The organism is Geoglobus sp. (assembly GCF_054018175.1).
The window spans coordinates 1-15,036 of the sequence record NZ_JBPLZQ010000075.1; the positions used below are offsets into that span (position 1 = coordinate 1).

Annotated in this window: 22 protein-coding genes; 16 read left to right on the forward strand and 6 right to left on the reverse strand. The window is 54.2% G+C overall.

The genetic code is table 11. The features are described from left to right. From ACXJJC_RS05960 to ACXJJC_RS05980, 5 genes are all read left to right on the forward strand, one after another. On the forward strand, positions 1-133 hold a 133-nt coding region (locus ACXJJC_RS05960; RefSeq protein ID WP_456370202.1), incomplete at its 5' end, for a class I SAM-dependent methyltransferase. Between the two features lie 51 nt (positions 134-184). Beyond that, entirely contained in the window at positions 185-496 is a 312-nt protein-coding gene (locus ACXJJC_RS05965; protein WP_456370167.1) for a hypothetical protein, read from the forward strand. Beyond that, positions 496-2,658, forward strand: coding sequence for an ABC transporter substrate-binding protein (locus ACXJJC_RS05970; protein ID WP_456370169.1), 2,163 nt, complete (start codon positions 496-498; stop codon positions 2,656-2,658). Before ACXJJC_RS05965 ends, ACXJJC_RS05970 begins: the two co-directional genes overlap by 1 nt. Continuing rightward, on the forward strand, positions 2,634-3,689 hold the full coding sequence (locus tag ACXJJC_RS05975; RefSeq protein ID WP_456370171.1) for a FecCD family ABC transporter permease: 1,056 nt from the start codon (positions 2,634-2,636) through the stop codon (positions 3,687-3,689). The genes ACXJJC_RS05970 and ACXJJC_RS05975 overlap by 25 nt, the downstream gene beginning before the upstream one ends. After that, positions 3,683-4,465, forward strand: a complete 783-nt coding sequence (locus ACXJJC_RS05980) for an ABC transporter ATP-binding protein (RefSeq protein WP_456370173.1) — start codon at positions 3,683-3,685, stop codon at positions 4,463-4,465. The genes ACXJJC_RS05975 and ACXJJC_RS05980 overlap by 7 nt, the downstream gene beginning before the upstream one ends. Before the next feature lies 1 nt (position 4,466). Here ACXJJC_RS05980 and ACXJJC_RS05985 read toward each other — a convergent pair whose 3' ends face one another. Genes ACXJJC_RS05985 through cobS form a run of 3 tightly spaced genes read right to left on the reverse strand, consistent with a single transcriptional unit; the run spans position 4,467 to position 6,317 of the window. Continuing rightward, positions 4,467-5,117 (reverse strand): protein-L-isoaspartate O-methyltransferase, encoded by a 651-nt coding sequence (locus tag ACXJJC_RS05985; protein WP_456370175.1) that lies wholly within the window; start codon positions 5,115-5,117, stop codon positions 4,467-4,469. Beyond that, entirely contained in the window at positions 5,080-5,622 is a 543-nt protein-coding gene (locus tag ACXJJC_RS05990; RefSeq protein WP_456370176.1) for an NTP transferase domain-containing protein, read from the reverse strand. Before ACXJJC_RS05990 ends, ACXJJC_RS05985 begins: the two co-directional genes overlap by 38 nt. Next, the gene (gene cobS, locus ACXJJC_RS05995; protein ID WP_456370178.1) at positions 5,607-6,317 is read right to left on the reverse strand and encodes an adenosylcobinamide-GDP ribazoletransferase; all 711 of its coding nucleotides are present in this window, start codon (positions 6,315-6,317) and stop codon (positions 5,607-5,609) included. The genes ACXJJC_RS05990 and cobS overlap by 16 nt, the downstream gene beginning before the upstream one ends. 71 nt (positions 6,318-6,388) lie before the next feature. Between cobS and ACXJJC_RS06000 the strand changes: the two genes are divergently transcribed. The 4 genes from ACXJJC_RS06000 to ACXJJC_RS06015 are packed head-to-tail and all read left to right on the forward strand — an operon-like array spanning position 6,389 to position 8,960. Next, positions 6,389-6,598, forward strand: a complete 210-nt coding sequence (locus ACXJJC_RS06000) for a winged helix-turn-helix domain-containing protein (RefSeq protein ID WP_456370179.1) — start codon at positions 6,389-6,391, stop codon at positions 6,596-6,598. Continuing rightward, positions 6,595-7,740 (forward strand): radical SAM protein, encoded by a 1,146-nt coding sequence (locus ACXJJC_RS06005; RefSeq protein ID WP_456370181.1) that lies wholly within the window; start codon positions 6,595-6,597, stop codon positions 7,738-7,740. Before ACXJJC_RS06000 ends, ACXJJC_RS06005 begins: the two co-directional genes overlap by 4 nt. After that, positions 7,737-8,270: an ASCH domain-containing protein gene (locus ACXJJC_RS06010; RefSeq protein ID WP_456370183.1), complete on the forward strand. Its 534-nt coding sequence runs from the start codon at positions 7,737-7,739 to the stop codon at positions 8,268-8,270. Before ACXJJC_RS06005 ends, ACXJJC_RS06010 begins: the two co-directional genes overlap by 4 nt. Before the next feature lie 36 nt (positions 8,271-8,306). Beyond that, positions 8,307-8,960 carry an adenylate kinase gene (locus ACXJJC_RS06015; RefSeq protein WP_456370185.1) on the forward strand — a complete coding sequence of 218 codons (654 nt, stop codon included), beginning with the start codon at positions 8,307-8,309 and terminating at the stop codon, positions 8,958-8,960. On the opposite strand, the gene ACXJJC_RS06020 is transcribed toward ACXJJC_RS06015, so the two are convergent. Both ACXJJC_RS06020 and mreA read right to left on the reverse strand, forming a co-directional pair. Continuing rightward, positions 8,950-9,657, reverse strand: coding sequence for an alpha/beta hydrolase (locus ACXJJC_RS06020; protein ID WP_456370186.1), 708 nt, complete (start codon positions 9,655-9,657; stop codon positions 8,950-8,952). The genes ACXJJC_RS06015 and ACXJJC_RS06020 overlap by 11 nt on opposite strands. After that, positions 9,654-10,016, reverse strand: a complete 363-nt coding sequence (gene mreA, locus ACXJJC_RS06025) for an MreA family transcriptional regulator (protein WP_456370188.1) — start codon at positions 10,014-10,016, stop codon at positions 9,654-9,656. The genes ACXJJC_RS06020 and mreA overlap by 4 nt, the downstream gene beginning before the upstream one ends. 123 nt (positions 10,017-10,139) lie before the next feature. Here mreA and pyrH point away from each other — a divergent pair, with 123 nt between their 5' ends. Then, a complete protein-coding gene (gene pyrH / locus ACXJJC_RS06030; RefSeq protein WP_456370190.1) occupies positions 10,140-10,799 on the forward strand; it encodes a UMP kinase in 660 nt (219 codons plus the stop codon). On the opposite strand, the gene ACXJJC_RS06035 is transcribed toward pyrH, so the two are convergent. Continuing rightward, a complete protein-coding gene (locus tag ACXJJC_RS06035; RefSeq protein ID WP_456370191.1) occupies positions 10,786-11,739 on the reverse strand; it encodes a hypothetical protein in 954 nt (317 codons plus the stop codon). The genes pyrH and ACXJJC_RS06035 overlap by 14 nt on opposite strands. A 50-nt stretch (positions 11,740-11,789) precedes the next feature. On the opposite strand from ACXJJC_RS06035, the gene ACXJJC_RS06040 reads away from it, so the two are divergent. From ACXJJC_RS06040 to ACXJJC_RS06065, 6 genes are all read left to right on the forward strand, one after another. Beyond that, entirely contained in the window at positions 11,790-12,887 is a 1,098-nt protein-coding gene (locus ACXJJC_RS06040) for a DUF362 domain-containing protein (RefSeq protein WP_456370193.1), read from the forward strand. Beyond that, complete coding sequence (locus tag ACXJJC_RS06045) at positions 12,865-13,617, forward strand: HesA/MoeB/ThiF family protein (RefSeq protein ID WP_456370194.1); 753 nt, start codon at positions 12,865-12,867, stop codon at positions 13,615-13,617. Before ACXJJC_RS06040 ends, ACXJJC_RS06045 begins: the two co-directional genes overlap by 23 nt. A 24-nt stretch (positions 13,618-13,641) precedes the next feature. Then, complete coding sequence (locus ACXJJC_RS06050; protein WP_456370196.1) at positions 13,642-14,046, forward strand: GIY-YIG nuclease family protein; 405 nt, start codon at positions 13,642-13,644, stop codon at positions 14,044-14,046. After that, positions 14,033-14,440, forward strand: a complete 408-nt coding sequence (locus tag ACXJJC_RS06055) for a translation initiation factor IF-2 subunit beta (RefSeq protein ID WP_456370197.1) — start codon at positions 14,033-14,035, stop codon at positions 14,438-14,440. Before ACXJJC_RS06050 ends, ACXJJC_RS06055 begins: the two co-directional genes overlap by 14 nt. Before the next feature lie 8 nt (positions 14,441-14,448). Continuing rightward, positions 14,449-14,733 (forward strand): DUF424 domain-containing protein, encoded by a 285-nt coding sequence (locus ACXJJC_RS06060; protein WP_456370199.1) that lies wholly within the window; start codon positions 14,449-14,451, stop codon positions 14,731-14,733. Next, the coding region (locus ACXJJC_RS06065) for a transcription antitermination factor NusB (RefSeq protein WP_456370201.1) at positions 14,703-15,036 on the forward strand (334 nt) is incomplete at its 3' end. The genes ACXJJC_RS06060 and ACXJJC_RS06065, both read left to right, overlap by 31 nt.

Below are 15,036 nucleotides of genomic sequence, written 5' to 3' on the forward strand. Positions count from 1 at the left end.
GAGGGAGAAGGCAAGAAGAGCCGGTGTCGAAGTTGACTTCAGAGTTGCCGATGCGGAAAACCTCCCCTTCGACGACGAGAGCTTCGACGCCACAATATGCAGACACGTCCTCTGGACGCTTCCCAACCCGTAGAAGGCCATAGAAGAGTGGGGCAGGGTCGTTCGGAATCGCGGAAAGGTGGTGGTGATAGACGGCTCGTGGCGTGGCAGTGGGCTGAAGAGGGCGGTAGGCAGATTTCTCGTCTCCGTCTACGAGAGGAGGAACCCTTTTTGGCGCACGGGCTATGACGGGGAGGTCAGCAGGCACCTGCCACTCCACGGGAAGATGACTCAGGACAGGGTTGTCTGGCTTATGGAGAGTGCCGGGCTCGGAAAAATCTCCGTCACGGATCTTGGATGGATCAGGGAGAGGCTGATGGCTGGTAGACCGCTCTTCTACAGGCTCGCGTGGGAAGGGAGGTCTTACTTCCTTGTGGAAGGTATCAAGGGGGTGTGATGATGAGGTGGGGCTATCTGTTCCTGGTTTTTTTCGTTCTTGCGGTAATGGTGGCTGGATGCTCGGAGAAGGAGGTTTCCGGCGGTAAAAGTGCGGAGATTGTTACAATCACGGATCTGATGGGTAGAGAGGTGCATGTGAAGGTTCCGGTTGAAAGGGTTGTTATAACATTCAACGTTGAAGAATATGTTGCTGTTGGCGGAGAGGATGCACTGAAGAAGATCGTTGGATGGAGCAAGTACTATTGGGAGGGCAGAAGGCCGACTGTTTGGAACGTGTATCTTCAGAAATACCCGTGGATAGACGAGATCCAGGATGTGGGATATCCGTGGAAGGGGACATTCAGCGCTGAGAAAGTAATAGAGCTGAAGCCAGACGTCGTGATAATGTCGAAGGATCAGTACAAGTACGTGAAGGAGGATCTGGAAAAGCTTGAGAAGGCAGGAATTCCGGTGGTTTTCATAGATTACTATGAGCCTTTTAACATAACCACTCACTCCAAGAGCACAATCATTCTCGGCACTCTTCTGGGCGAGGAGGAAAGAGCAGAAGAACTTGTGGAGTACTACAGGTCTCAGGTTGAAGAGGTTCTGAAAACACTCGAAGATGTTGAGAGCAGACCAAAGGTCCTTCTCCTGGGAAAGGGATGGACAACGTATGGAAAGGAGCACTACAGGGGCAAGATGATTGAGTTCGCAGGGGGAGAGAACATAGCGGCGAAGGTTCTGGAGATGTCAGGGGAAATCAGTCCTGAATTTGTGCTTGAGGAAAATCCAGACGTCGTGATATTCATTGGAAAGAAAGGTTGGAATGTTGACCTCGGGTACGGGATTGATAGAGAAAAGGCTGAGGAGATGCTCGGGGAGCTGATAAACAGACCTGGCTGGGATAACCTGAATGCTGTGAAAAACGGTAGAGTGTATGCGGTTCACATTTACTTCGTCCACGGCCACATATACGACTTTGTGGCGCTGCAATACTTCGCAAAATGGCTACATCCTGAACTTTTCAGCAACCTCGACCCAGAGAAATCGTGGAAGGAGTTCCACGAGAGGTTCCTGACGGTAGAGTACAGCGGAACGTGGGCGATAAGCCTCGAAAGCCCAAAGGCTGAGAGGGTAGTCAGAGTCACGGACCTGGCGGGAAGGACGGTTGAAGTGAAGGTTCCGGTTAACAGAGTCGTCCTTCTCTACGGTCTCGAGGACTACGCCGCAGTTGGAGGTGAGGAGGCCCTCAGCAAGATCGTTGGGCTTAACTCATGGAGGTACAAGAAGTACAGGCCGGACTGGTGGCAGGGGTGGGTGGAGAACTACCCGAGGCTCGCGGAACTCCCGGATGTGGGGCAGCCTGGCAAGACGTTCGAGGTGGAGCAGGTACTGAAGCTCAGGCCCGACGTCGTCATAGCTGACAGGTCAATGCTCAAGTACATGGACGAGGATCTGAAGAGGATCGAAAAGGCCGGTATCCCTGTTGTCTTCACGGACTACTTCCCACACAGCAGCAACGTCACAGAGCTGTTTGAGGAGGTCAACAGGAGCACGATGCTTCTCGGTACGCTGCTTGGTAAGGAGGAGAGGGCGAAAGAGCTCGTGCAGTTCTTCAGAGAGGAGGTCAGCTCCGTGGTTGAGAGGGCCGAGAATGTGGATAACAGGCCCAAGGCCATAGTGTTTGCGACGTGGTCAGAGTGGAGGGCCTACGGAGAGGAGGGGATGTACAACCACTGGATAGAGATGGCTGGTGGAAGGAACATAGCTGCTGAAGCTGTAAGCGGGGCCAGCGGAGACGTGAACCCGGAGTTCGTGATCGAGCAGAATCCCGATGTTATAGTGTTCACGTGCAACAACAACTTCCCCAGCGGGCAGAGGGTTGCGATAGGCTACACGGTTGACAGCGATGCCGAGGCAAAAGCTGCACTCATGGAGCTCGTGAGCCGACCTGGATGGGAGAACCTGAACGCGGTGAAGAGTGGCAGGGTGTACTTGGTCCACCACGGACTCTCACACGGACACATATTCGAGTTCGTCTGCCTGCAGTACATCGCCAAGTGGCTGCACCCGGAGCTGTTCAGCGACCTCAACCCGGAGGAGAGCATGAAGGAGTTTTACGAGAGGTTCATGCCACTGCCCTACAGGGGTGTGTGGGCCGCTGGCATTGGTGGATGAGCATGGAGGGAATGTACAAGTCTCTGATTCGCAAGAGAGTGCAGTTCCTCATCATTTTTTTTGTTCTGAGCGTGATACTCTCGGTGCTTAACCTGACCACCGGACCAATGAAGCTGGGAATTGGTGATGTTGTTGGAAGCCTTCTTAGCCCGGGCAACGAGCCGAAGGACGTGGTGATATGGGAGTACAGGCTGCCCTGGACCCTTACAGCAATGCTCGTCGGTGGAGCTCTCGGACTTGCCGGCCTGCAGATGCAGACGATACTTAACAATCCGCTCGCCAGCCCTTACACGCTCGGAGTTTCTGCAGGTGCAGGCTTTGGCGCTGCCCTCGCCTACGTCCTCGGTGTAAAGGTCGTTCCCGCAATCCCCTCCGAGTTTGTCGTACCGGTGAACGCTTTCTTCTTCTCATTCCTCACGTGCATGCTGATAACGTTCATCGGAAAGCTCAGGGGATTTACGAGCGAGACCCTCGTTCTCGGAGGGATAGCGATCTCCTTCATGTTTCAGTCTCTGCTTGCCCTCCTGCAGTTCTACGCGAGCGAGGAGACTCTCCAGGCCATAGTCTTCTGGCTCTTCGGAAGTCTGACCAAGGCGAGCCTGCTGAAGGCTCAGGCAATCCTTGCGGTTCTCATTCCCGTCACTCTGGTCCTCTTGTTCAGGTCCTGGAGGATCACGGCGCTCAGGCTTGGGGAAGAGAAGGCGAGAGCCCTCGGTGTGAACACTGAGGCCGTCAGGGTGGAGGTTCTGGTGTACGTTTCCCTCCTGACGTCCATAGCAATATGCTTCGTGGGAATCATAGGATTCGTAGGCCTCGTGGCACCTCACATGGCGAGAATGCTTATCGGGGAGGATCAGAGGTTCCTGATAGTCGGTTCGATTCTGTGCGGGGGAGCTGTGCTCCTCGCCGGAGCTCTTGTCAGCAAGACCGCGGTTCCCGGTGCGATATTTCCCGTGGGGATAATCACCTCTCTGCTCGGGGTCCCGTTTTTCATGTTCCTTGTGATGAGGGGGAGGCGGCAGATATGGTAGCCGTCGACGTCAGGGGGATTTCCTTCGGGTACGGCTCGAGGAAAGTTCTCGATGGAGTGAGCTTTTCTGCAGGAGAGGGGGAGGTCACAGCGATTATAGGTCCAAACGGTGCAGGTAAGACGACCCTCCTCAAGATGGTCGCCGGGCTGGAGAGGCCATCCTCGGGCAACGTGCTCCTGGACGGCACCGACATTGGAGAGATGAGCAGGGACGAGGTTACGAGAATTGTCAGCTACCTTCCACAGGAAAACGTCATACCCGGGATAATGACCGTTTATGAGGTCGTGCTGCTCGGGAGAATACCGCATCTCACGTGGAGGGTAAGGGATCGCGACTTGCAGGTGGTGGGCAGAGTTCTTGAGGATCTCGGAATGGAGGGCTATGCAGGAAGGATCGCGAACCAGCTGAGCGGGGGAGAGAGGCAGATGGTGTTGATAGCTCAGGCCCTCGTCAGGGAGCCAGAGGTTCTGCTGCTGGACGAACCAGTCTCGAACCTCGACATAAGGAACCAGCTCGAGATACTCGAGCTCGTGAGGAGGGTGACAGAGGAACGCGGGGTTACGACAATAGTGGTACTCCACGACCTCAACCTGGCAGCGAGGTATGCGGACAGACTCGTGGTGCTCAGTCGCGGGAAGGTCTACGCCTGCGGAACTCCAAGGGAGGTGCTGACTGCAGACCTGCTGCCCGAGGTCTACGGTGTCGAGGGCAGGGTTGAGGTTGGTGAGCACATACATGTCCTTCCCGTCAGGCCCCTGAGGAGCGGGGTGAGGTAGGTCAGTCCTCGAAACCCTCCTCACCAATCAGCGGGACGAACCTGACAGCCCCCCAGCTCCTCTTCGTAACCCTGCCGTACTCGTCCTTGTCAACCACGTACAGGTACTGGACGAAGTCTCCGACGGGAATCACCATCCTTCCACCGTTTTTGAGCTGGGCGAGCAGCTTTACCGGAATCTTAGGGGCGCTCGCGGTTACGTAAATTTTATCGTAAGGGGCGAGCTCCTCGTATCCCAAGCTTCCGTCCGCGACCACCACCTCTATGTTGTCGTAGCCGAGGGACTCGTAGATTTTTCTCGCGGTCTCTGCAAGCTCCGGAATCCTCTCGACCGTCACGACCAGTCCCTTCTCCCCGACAATCTTCGAGACGACGGCTGCATGGTATCCGCTGCCGGTCCCCACTTCGAGAACCTTCTCGCCCTCCCTCAGGTCGAGCAGGTCGCACATGATCGCGACCATGTGAGGGGCGCTTATGGTCTGTCCGTGGCCTATGGGCAGCGGGTAGTCGTTGTAGGCCTCCTTCCTCAAGTGCGGAGGAACGAAGAGATGCCTCGGAACCTCGAGCATGGCTTTGGCTACTTTGTCCGAAATTCTCAGCTCGTCTCTGAGCCTTTCAACCATCTTCTTTCTTCTCTCCAAGTACTCGTCCATAGCCCAGCCTCTCCAGGTCTTCAGGAGTGTCTACATTCACAACTCTGTCCTCCTCGATAATGAACTTTTCCTCCCTCTGCTCCCCCAGCACGGGATCGAAGGCGTTTATGCCGACCCTCCTGCCGTCCGGAAACACGGCCGACATGGCTGGAGATGACGAGGAAAGGTAGGCTCTCAGGAACTCCAGCAGAACACCTCTTTCCCTGAAGTACAGGTCGGAGTTCACATTCAGAACGGGCTCGACAATCCGGTACTGATGCATGGTCTCGTACAGGTCCTGCATGTACCCCCTCCCCTCAGCCCTGAAGACCTCCCGCCCCTCTCTTCTGAGAAACTCCTCCGTCTCTGGGGTGAAGGGAGAGGTGACGAAGATCATCTCAAGCCCGGCCAGCTCGAGCTCCTCGATAACACCCTCAATAAGCCTCTTTCCACCCGCAGCAATCAGGGGCTTCTCCACGAAACCAATCCTGCTCCCTCTCCCGCCGCACATCACGATGGCAAGCATGCCCACACACCTGTGACTGCCAGAAATATAACGCAGTTCGTCGCACCAACCACGTCCCCGTTAATTCCCCCGAACTTTCTGTCCGCGTAACTCTTCATTACCAGCAAGACGAGAATGTATGTGACGAGTGAGAGCACGGTCTGCTGGAGGAATACCGTGCTGGTGAGCAGGGCGACCGAGATCGTAAAGAAATACGATGAATGGTCTCTCCTTTTTGCGTGCTTCATGAACTCCGAAACGATTCCCGGCCACAGGGGCTTTGAAGTGAGCATGAGGTGGAGCATGCCCTGCTTCGCGAGCGTCTGGGCGAGCACCATCGCGGGAATGATCCTTGCCGGATCAATCCTGCTGAAAAGCAGTGCGAGCATTGTCACGTAAAGTGCCACAGCCACCGTCCCTCCCGTGCCGGTGTTCAGGTCTTTCAGTGCAGTCAGCTTATTGCCTTCCGGCGCGTAATACGCGTCGAAGAAGTCCGATAGACCGTCTATGTGGTTTATCCCCTCTACGGCGAGGTAGATCACAACCGCGAGAAAACTGAGGCCGTAGAGCGAGATGGGGTAGCTTGCAAGCCCCATAATTGCGCCGAGGATGGCACCAATAGCGGGCATGACGTACAGGTTCCTCGTCAGGTCCTCAAAATCACCTCCAGCTTTTATCGTTGAGAAGAAGCTCATGCCGGCTCTGATCGAATTCACAGTGAGGGGTGTGCGGGAAATATTAAACCCTTACGCAATTGTTTAATAAGTTCAGTGGAGATATAGAAAGTATGCTTTCGGGCAACATGCTCAAGGTGCTCCAGCTCCTCGCTGATAAGACGCTGGATATTGAATCCCTGAGAAAGTCCACGAGGCTTCCCGAGAAAATGCTGAAGAGTTTGGTTGAGTCTCTCGTGGAGAGGGGTTATGTCGAGAGCGGTGAGGAGGGAATAACCATAACCGAGAAGGGCAGGGAGGCGCTTAAGAAGACCCAGCTATGATAACCGAGTACGAGGTTGGCGACGAGAAGGTCTTCCTCCTCAGGAGGATAGTCGAGGTAAGGATAAAAAAGAGCGTTTACGAGAAGCTCAGGAGGAGGCTGAGCAGGGAGGAGATAATCCAGTTTTCCGAGGAGAAACGCGTCCTACATCACACCACCAAGAGGAACCTGCTCTACATAACGAGGGAGTTGGGCATCCCGCTTTTGGGGCACGCTGCCTTCGGCCTCATAGACAGGGGCACCAACCTGATTCAGGTCAGGCCCATAACGGGCTGCAATCTTAACTGCATATTCTGCAGCGTTGACGAGGGCAGAAGAAGCAGGACGAAGGCAAACGACTTCATAGTCGATCCTGACTACCTCGTCGAAGAGTACAGAAGGCTGGCGGAGTTCAAGGGGGATGGGGTTGAGGCCCACATAGACGGGCAGGCGGAACCGTTCCTCTACCCGTACCTGCCGGAGCTCGCGAGGGGGCTTAAGGAGGTGCGTGAGACGGCAGTGGTGTCGATTCAGACCAACGGAACCCTGCTGAACGAGCGCCTGATTGACCGGCTTGAGGGTATCATTGACAGGATCAACCTGAGCGTGAGCAGCCTCAATCCGGAGAGGGCAGAGAAAATCTACGGTGTGAGGTATCCGGTGGAAAAGGTCAGGAGGATCGCGGAATACATAGCGGACAGCAGAATTGACCTCCTGATCGCTCCTGTCTGGCTTCCGGGAATTAACGACGGGGACATTCGGGAGATAATCGAGTTTGCCCTCGAGATTGGAGCGGGGAAGAGGTGGCCGCCCCTCGGAATTCAGAAGTACATACCTTACAAGGGCGGCAGGAAGGTGAAGAGGGTCGTGAGCTTCAAACTCTTCTACGAAAAGCTGAGGGAGCTTGAGGGCGAGTACGGGGTAAAGCTGGTTTTGAGTCCGAGGGACTTCGGAATTGAGAGAAGAAGGAGGTATCCATCGAGGATCAGGAAGGGGGACGTTTACTCCGCAAGAATAGTTGCGGACGGAAGGGGCTTTGGGGAGAGAATTGCCGTTGTTGGAGACAGGGTCGTGACGGTCCTGACAGACCGGGATGTCGGGGAGCACGTGAGGTTCAGGATAGTCAGGGCGAAGGACGGGATATATCTGGGGGAGGAGGTATGAGGCACCTCGAGTTCAAGGGCAAGTACCTCCAGAAGCTCCTGAGCGGGGAGAAGAGGGCGACCATAAGGAAGAGGGTTTACGTTAAGCCCGGAGAATTGGTTTACGTTCACTGCGGTGGAAAAATAATCGGTAAGGCGAGGATAAGGAGCGTTAGGGAGATCAGGCTGGACGAGATTGACGACGAAATCGCAGGAATGGAGGGGTTTAAGTCGGCCGAAGAGCTCGTGTCTGAGATAAGGGACTACTACTCTGACAGAGACAGACTCTACCTCATCGAGTTCGATCTCGAGCCTTTCGAAAGGCCACTCGATCCCGCGGAGATGTACTACGAGAACGACGACCTGATCGAGATAGCGAGGAGAGCGGTGGAAAGCGACGCTCTCAGCGAGGATGAGAAGGAGGTGCTCAGACTGTTCCTGAAGACCGGAAGCATAAGGAAGACCGCCTTCAGACTCGGCGGGCTCAGCAGGAGGGGTGTGGTCAGAGAGGCGCTGAGGAAGGCCAGAGCGATAGTTAACGAACAAAAATGAAAAAACTTTAATAATTCTCTCCTGAGACTGAGCACCATGAACCTGATTCTTCTCGGTCCTCCGGGTGCCGGAAAGGGCACGCAGGCCAAGAGAATTGTGGAAAAGTACGGAATTCCTCAGATATCCACAGGCGACATGTTCAGAGAGGCTGTCGCTAAGGGAACCGAGCTCGGTAAGAAGGCAAAGGAGTACATGGACAGGGGGGAGCTTGTACCTGACGAGATCGTAATCGGGATCGTGAGGGATAGGATTTCCCAGCCCGACTGTGAGAATGGGTTCATACTGGACGGTTTTCCGAGGACTCTCAACCAGGCAGAAGCCCTCGACGAAATGCTTGACGACATGGGCAGGAGGATTGACGCGGTGATAAACATAGTCGTTCCGGACGAGGAAATTCTGAAGAGAATTGTCTACAGGAGGATCTGCAAGGAGTGCGGGGCGGTGTACAACCTCATATACAATCCGCCAGAGCGGGACGGAATCTGTGACAAGTGCGGTGGGGAGCTGTACCAGAGGGACGACGATAAGGAGGAGACCGTGAGGGAGAGGTTGAGGGTTTACAGGGAACAGACCGAGCCGCTCATCGAGTACTACGGCAGGAAGAATTTGATCCACGATATTGACGGCACGAAGGACATAGATGACGTCTGGAAGCAGATAGAGGGTGTGCTCGAAAAGGTCAGATCCTGATCGTCTCCACCTCCTCACCATCCCTTTTTTCCGAAACCCACCTGTAAGCAAGTTCTATAACCTTCTCCGACCTTCTCAGGAAGTGACCTCCGTTCTCCACCCGAACGAACTTCTTTGGCTTCTTTGAATGCCTGAATATCCTCTCTCCCTGATCGATCGGCACAACTTCGTCATCAATCGCGTGGACGACGAGCACATCTTTTTTCGGCTTAACGTTCGACGGAGCTATGCTCTGAAACTCTTCAGCGAACCTCCTGCTGAACGTTTCGTAGTCCCTTATACCCCTCAGTGTCCCCTTGAGCAGGGCGTTCGAGTAGATGTCCCTGAGCATACCCTCTCCGAACATTTCCGGACTGAACGGGGAGGAAATTATGCTGTAGCTCTCTGCCCCCTCGAGGGCATAAGCAACAGCACCTCCCATGCTGAAGCCAACCACGTGTACCTCCTCGAAGTTCTCTGCGATGCTCTCGAGATCTTCGAGCCATGCAATGAGGCTGAAACTCCCCTGACTCTTACCCGTTCCAGAAAAGTCGAACACAACTGCCGGAATTCCCCGTCTGGAAAAAAACTCGGCCAGACTGTCGTAGCTCTTGTCTATTGCCGAACCGGGTTCGTATGGCAGTCCGTGGCACACAACGACGACCCTGTCAACGTTTATTCTGGCGTAGTTTCTGCCGATGTTTATATCGATCTTCATTTCAGACCTACGAGTTCCTCAAGCTCTTCCAGATCTCTCTCGAGCCTCTTCAGCTCCTCTCTCTTTCTCTCTACGAGTTCTCTGACTATCTCCTTGATGTCGAGGCTCAGTTTATAGCTCTTCAGCGGCCTGCCCTTTCCCTTCTTTTTGATCTCCTTCTCCTTTATCCAGCCGAGGTTTTTCAGATCCTTCATTGCGAGACTGACCTCCGGCTGTCTGAGGTTGGCCTCTCTCTCTATATCTCTTGAAATGGCCTCTCCGGCCTTTGACAGGTAAACGATGACTCTGGCTATGTTTCTGTTGAGTCCCGCCTCCGCAAGCAGGTCCACAAGCCTTTCGTCTTTGGAGTCGAGTTCCATAATATCACCACATTATTATTTAGCTCGATGATATAAATATTTTACTATTTATTGAATTATTCAAAAATACTGAAGTATATACCCGGCGAAACCCTTTTTATATCTCCTGCATACGGTGGAGGGATGAAGGTTCTCGCGCTTGGCGGCTCAATGGTTTTCGGGGACTTCGACCACGAGAGGGTCATGAGATACGCGAGGGCAATAAACGAGTATCCGGGCAAGCTCGCGGTAGTGATCGGAGGTGGCAGAATCGCCAGGGACTTCATAGATGTGGCCAGGAAGCTTGGGGCGGATGAGGTCAGGTGTGATGAGATAGGAATTGCAGTGACGAGGATAAACGCGACAATACTCTCATCTGCAATTGACGACTGCTCACCTGTGGTGCCTCACGACCTCACGACTGCCAAGGTGTTGCTCGGCAGCTATTCGAAGGTCGTGATGGGTGGCACGTTCCCGGGACACACAACGGACGCAACCGCGGCACTTCTCGCAGAGTCTCTCGGTGTTGAGCAGCTCCTGATAGCGACATCCGTTGATGGCGTGTACTCGGCCGATCCGAGAAAGGATGATAGTGCTGTGAGGTACTATGAGCTGTCACCCGAGCAGCTCGTGGAGATCGTGGCGAGGAACGACGTGAGGGCTGGAAGCAGCAGCGTTGTGGACTTGCTCGCGAGCAAGATCATTCAGAGAAGCAGAATCCCAACGGTAATCTTCGAGGGCACTCCTGAAAACGTGAAAAAAGCTCTGAGTGGAGAAAAAATAGGGACGGTTATTCTTCCGTGATTTCCCACTCTCCACCGCTTTTTCCTTCACCGCCCCTGCCCCTGCGTCCGGAGTATATGAACAGCGCAACTCCTGCGGCCACCAGAAGGACTCCCGCGATAACGGCGGGATTCTGGAAGGGGCTGCCCCCTCTCTGCTCTGCGGTGCCCGCAGTGCTGCCCTGCTGGGTGACCTCGGCAGCAATTCTGAATGTCTCTCCCTTCGTGATGTTTGTTGCCTTCAGAACTGCAAACACCTGTCCGTTTGCGTCTGCGAACTGCGTCTCTTCTGAGAACACCTCAGGAGCACTCACTTTGATGAATGTCGGATGTATGACTCGGATTATGTCTGTCGGGTAGTCGGCAATTATCTCCAGCTCACCTGACGGGAAGTAGATGTATGCCAGCGAGAAAACGCCGTGAGGCTGGACTGTCGCGTTCTTGATCACGATTCGGTCTCCCTCCTGGGTTAGATTTTCATAAGCGACTCCTGCCTGAATGAGCCCCGCATCATCTATAACAACATGCGTGGCGTTTTTGGGGATTCTCTTTATTATGTCACCCCTGTAGTACGAGTCGGCCGTGTTTTCGAAGTTTATGACCTCGAGAATCACAAGTCCGTCGTTCTGGTAGTTCACGATGTAGTGTATGTTGTCAATTTTCAGCACTGACGGGTCGCTAACAGTGGTGAAGTTGACCACCAGGCTTTCGTTGTCGGGGATCACTACGCTCCCCAAGTACTGCATGTCCTTGTATGCGACCACCACGTGATAGCTGCCGTTTGTGAGGTTCTGGAGCGTTACGACGTTATCCTGGACGGTTACGTTCTCCATGCTCCCGTTTCCCATCGGTATCAGTCTTACGGTGACGTTTCCGCCGTCATAACCTTCAATGATGATCTCAAAAGCGTTCGCTCCAGATATCACGAGCATGAGTCCAAGTATCAGGGCAAATTTCCTCATAAAACAGAATTTTACGAAAGATATTTAACATTTGCTGGCGTGGTAACATCATGGCAAGGGTGTTTTTCACTCCCGCTGATGTCGACGTGACAGAGCCGGCGAGATGGTACCAGCCGGACAAAAGCCTGGTGTTCAGGCTCGAGAGGCTCGTGGAGGAAAGCGGGATTCTGGACAGCGTATCCTCAGGCGATGTGGTCGCCGTTAAGACTCACTTTGGGGATAGGGGCACGACAAAGACGGTTCGCTCCCTCTTCCTGAGGAAGATCGTGCAGATGCTAAAGGAAAGGGGAGCGAGAGTTTTCGTGACCGAAACCACAGGGCTCGGAATGTTCAGAGACAGAAACACAGCCGTTGGGAGGATTGAGATAGCTGAGGAGAACGGATACACCTCTCAGACGGTTGGAGCACCGATAATAATCGCGGACGGTCTGAGGGGATTTGACGGAGTGAGAGTGCATCAGGACGTCAAACATCTGAGGGAAGTTTACGTCGCAAAGGCGATAGCCGAATCGGACTTCGTGCTCGTTGCAACGCACTTCAAGCTTCACATGAGAGGAGGCATTGGCGGGAGCATGAAGAACATTGGAGTTGGGTGCGTGACAAAGACTACGAAATACGACATCCACCTCCCGTCTCCACCCGAGATAGATCTGGAGAGGTGCACTAAGTGCATGAGGTGTGTTGAGGTGTGCCCGTTTGGAGCGATACGCGATTTCGTGATTGACACGTCGAGGTGCATGAAGTGCCTCGGGTGCTACGAGGTCTGTGAAGATCACGCGATCAGGATCGGGCCCTGGCTCGACGGTGATGACATAGCCGAGAGGATCGTCGAGTCGGCCAAGGCCGTGCTGGATCTGGTTGGAAAGGACAGCTTCGCCTACCTCAACTTCGCCATAGACGTCACTCCCCACTGTGACTGCCACCCCTACAGCGGAGTCCCCCAGGTTCCCGACATAGGCATATTTGCGTCGCGGGACATAGTCTCCGTGGATTCAGCCAGCCTCGATGCATACAGGAACGAGGAGCTCACATCAAGGGCCCTGCTCAGGAACAGGTTCTGGGAGTGGACGAGTCCGGAAAGGCAGATCAGCTACGCGGAGGAACTCGGTCTCGGGGAGAGGGACTATGACATCGAGCAGATATCATAGGCAGGTCATCATTCCATATTTTGGAGAGGAGGGGCAGAAGAAGCTCGAAAAAGCCAAGGTACTGGTTGTCGGTGCCGGGGGCCTCGGAAGCCCGGTGATAAGCTACCTTGCAGCTGCCGGGGTTGGCAGGATTGGAGTGGTAGATCACGACCGCGTTGAAATCTCCAACCTGAACCGTCAGGTAATACACGCCGGGAACGTCGGAGAGAACAAGGCAATCTCGGCGGTGAGGTACGTAAACAGGCTGAATCCTGAGATTGAGGCTGTTGCCTATCCTTTCAGGCTGGATCCGGAGAACGTGGTGGAGGTTTTCAAGCCCTGGGACGTGGTCGTATCGTGCGTTGATTCCATGGCGCTCAGGTTTCTGATAAACGACGCCTGTTTCCTGCTCGGAAAGCCGATGGTCCACGCCGCAGTGTTTGAGGCCGAGGGTGAGGCTTCCACGTTCACTTACAGGGATGGGACACCCTGTTACAGGTGTCTCTACCCGAGGGAAGTGGATCAGCACACCCCCGGGATATTCGGCTTCACGGCGGGCTTCTTCGGTACAATACAGGCCGCAGAAACCGTGAAGCTTCTGACAGGTTTCGGAGAGATTCTGGAGGGAAAGCTGGTCAGGGCAGACCTTCAGACCATGGAGTGGTTCGAGATTTCGGTGAGGAGGAGGGAAGACTGTCCGGTGTGTTCTGGAAGGCTCAGCGAAATCGTCCCGGAAAACTACAACGTTTAATACCACCTGCACACTCTACTACACATGTATTTCGTCATTTTCAGGCTCGACAGGGACGAGGAAATTGAGGTCGGAAAGCTTGGCAGGATTGTGTTCAGGAAGGGCTACTACGTTTACTCCGGTTCTGCAAAGCGGGGCTTCTCCAAGAGAGTCAGAAGACACTTCAGCAGGAACAAGAAGCTTCACTGGCACGTGGATTACCTGAGCGTTAAGGCGAGGGCGGTGGAGGCGTACAGGTGCAGGGCGGACGAGCACCAGATTGCCGAGCTCGCGAGCCGGTTCATGGAGGGCATAAAGGGCTTCGGCTGTTCCGACTGCAGGTGCTACTCCCACCTCTACTACTCTGAAAATTACCCGATCGAGTTCATCGAGCAGGCGAAAAAGCTTAATTATGTGCTGGCAGAGAGGCTGAACTATGAAGAGTTATGATGAACTCCTTGAAAGGGCTTACAGCATGCTCCCTGAAAAGGTCATAAGCAGGGAGAGGTTCGAAATTCCGCGTGTTAGCGTTCAGAAAGAAGGAAGCAGGACTATTGTGAAGAACTTCGGTGTCATTGCCAAGACGATAAACAGGAGTGAGGAGCACCTCTACAAGTACCTCGTCAGGTCGCTCGGTACCGCAGGCGTGGTCGAGTCTGGAAGGCTCATACTTCAGGGAAAGTTCACCGACAGGGAAATTCAGAAGGAGATAGACGACTATGTCAGAACATACGTCCTCTGCAAGGAGTGTGGTGCCCCCGATACTGAGTTCGTGAGGGAGGAGAGGGTGCTGTTCGTAAAGTGCCTTGCGTGCGGTGCCAAGCACTCTGTAAAGGGACTATGAGCTTCCGGATGAGAGTGTACCGGGTGAAGGGAGAGGTAATGGTTGCCGTTTGCGATGAGGAGCTGATAGGCAGGAACTTCAGAGAGGGCGAGCTCAAAATAGAGATCAGGGAGGAGTTCTACGGAACTGAAAGCGTGGGCGAGGAGGAGGTCAAGAGGGCCTTGAGGCAGGCGACGATAGCCAACATTTCGGGCGAGAAGGCCGTGAAGCTTGCAATCAGCATGGGAATTGTTGATGAGAAGAGGGTTCTGAAGATAGGAGAATGCTGGCACGCGCAGATGGTGGTGATGTAGTACCCACCCAGAAGCTTGCAGCCGAGGTTTTGCAGATCGTTGAGGAAACCACGATCTCTGCAAAGGAGGCGCTCAGGAGGTACTTTCTCGGGAAGAAAGTGGATTACAGGATCAGGGGGAGCGTTCATGCCTACGTTTTTGAGGTTCTGAAGAGAAGGAACGCAATCGATTTCATCCTTCAAAAGGCGCTCGGTTTCAGGGACCTCTCTTCCATAAACCCGTTTGTTCGGAACCTGCTGAGAGTGGGAGTTTACGAGATGCACTTCAAGGGAGTGCATCCGGCTCTTGCTACAGACAGTGCGG

Excerpts from the sequence above, each read along its gene's own strand:
- ACXJJC_RS06060 (WP_456370199.1), top strand. The coding sequence starts at position 14,449 with ATGAGAGTGTACCGGGTGAAGGGAGAGGTAATGGTTGCCGTTTGCGAT.
- ACXJJC_RS06055 (WP_456370197.1), top strand. The coding sequence starts at position 14,033 with ATGAAGAGTTATGATGAACTCCTTGAAAGGGCTTACAGCATGCTCCCT.
- ACXJJC_RS06000 (WP_456370179.1), top strand. The coding sequence starts at position 6,389 with ATGCTTTCGGGCAACATGCTCAAGGTGCTCCAGCTCCTCGCTGATAAG.
- ACXJJC_RS05985 (WP_456370175.1), bottom strand. The coding sequence starts at position 5,117 with ATGGACGAGTACTTGGAGAGAAGAAAGAAGATGGTTGAAAGGCTCAGA.
- ACXJJC_RS06050 (WP_456370196.1), top strand. The coding sequence starts at position 13,642 with ATGTATTTCGTCATTTTCAGGCTCGACAGGGACGAGGAAATTGAGGTC.
- ACXJJC_RS06010 (WP_456370183.1), top strand. The coding sequence starts at position 7,737 with ATGAGGCACCTCGAGTTCAAGGGCAAGTACCTCCAGAAGCTCCTGAGC.
- ACXJJC_RS05970 (WP_456370169.1), top strand. The coding sequence starts at position 496 with ATGATGAGGTGGGGCTATCTGTTCCTGGTTTTTTTCGTTCTTGCGGTA.
- ACXJJC_RS06040 (WP_456370193.1), top strand. The coding sequence starts at position 11,790 with ATGGCAAGGGTGTTTTTCACTCCCGCTGATGTCGACGTGACAGAGCCG.
- ACXJJC_RS06005 (WP_456370181.1), top strand. The coding sequence starts at position 6,595 with ATGATAACCGAGTACGAGGTTGGCGACGAGAAGGTCTTCCTCCTCAGG.
- ACXJJC_RS06045 (WP_456370194.1), top strand. The coding sequence starts at position 12,865 with ATGACATCGAGCAGATATCATAGGCAGGTCATCATTCCATATTTTGGA.
- pyrH (WP_456370190.1), top strand. The coding sequence starts at position 10,140 with ATGAAGGTTCTCGCGCTTGGCGGCTCAATGGTTTTCGGGGACTTCGAC.
- ACXJJC_RS05980 (WP_456370173.1), top strand. The coding sequence starts at position 3,683 with ATGGTAGCCGTCGACGTCAGGGGGATTTCCTTCGGGTACGGCTCGAGG.
- ACXJJC_RS06035 (WP_456370191.1), bottom strand. The coding sequence starts at position 11,739 with ATGAGGAAATTTGCCCTGATACTTGGACTCATGCTCGTGATATCTGGA.
- ACXJJC_RS06015 (WP_456370185.1), top strand. The coding sequence starts at position 8,307 with ATGAACCTGATTCTTCTCGGTCCTCCGGGTGCCGGAAAGGGCACGCAG.
- mreA (WP_456370188.1), bottom strand. The coding sequence starts at position 10,016 with ATGGAACTCGACTCCAAAGACGAAAGGCTTGTGGACCTGCTTGCGGAG.
- ACXJJC_RS06020 (WP_456370186.1), bottom strand. The coding sequence starts at position 9,657 with ATGAAGATCGATATAAACATCGGCAGAAACTACGCCAGAATAAACGTT.
- ACXJJC_RS05990 (WP_456370176.1), bottom strand. The coding sequence starts at position 5,622 with ATGCTTGCCATCGTGATGTGCGGCGGGAGAGGGAGCAGGATTGGTTTC.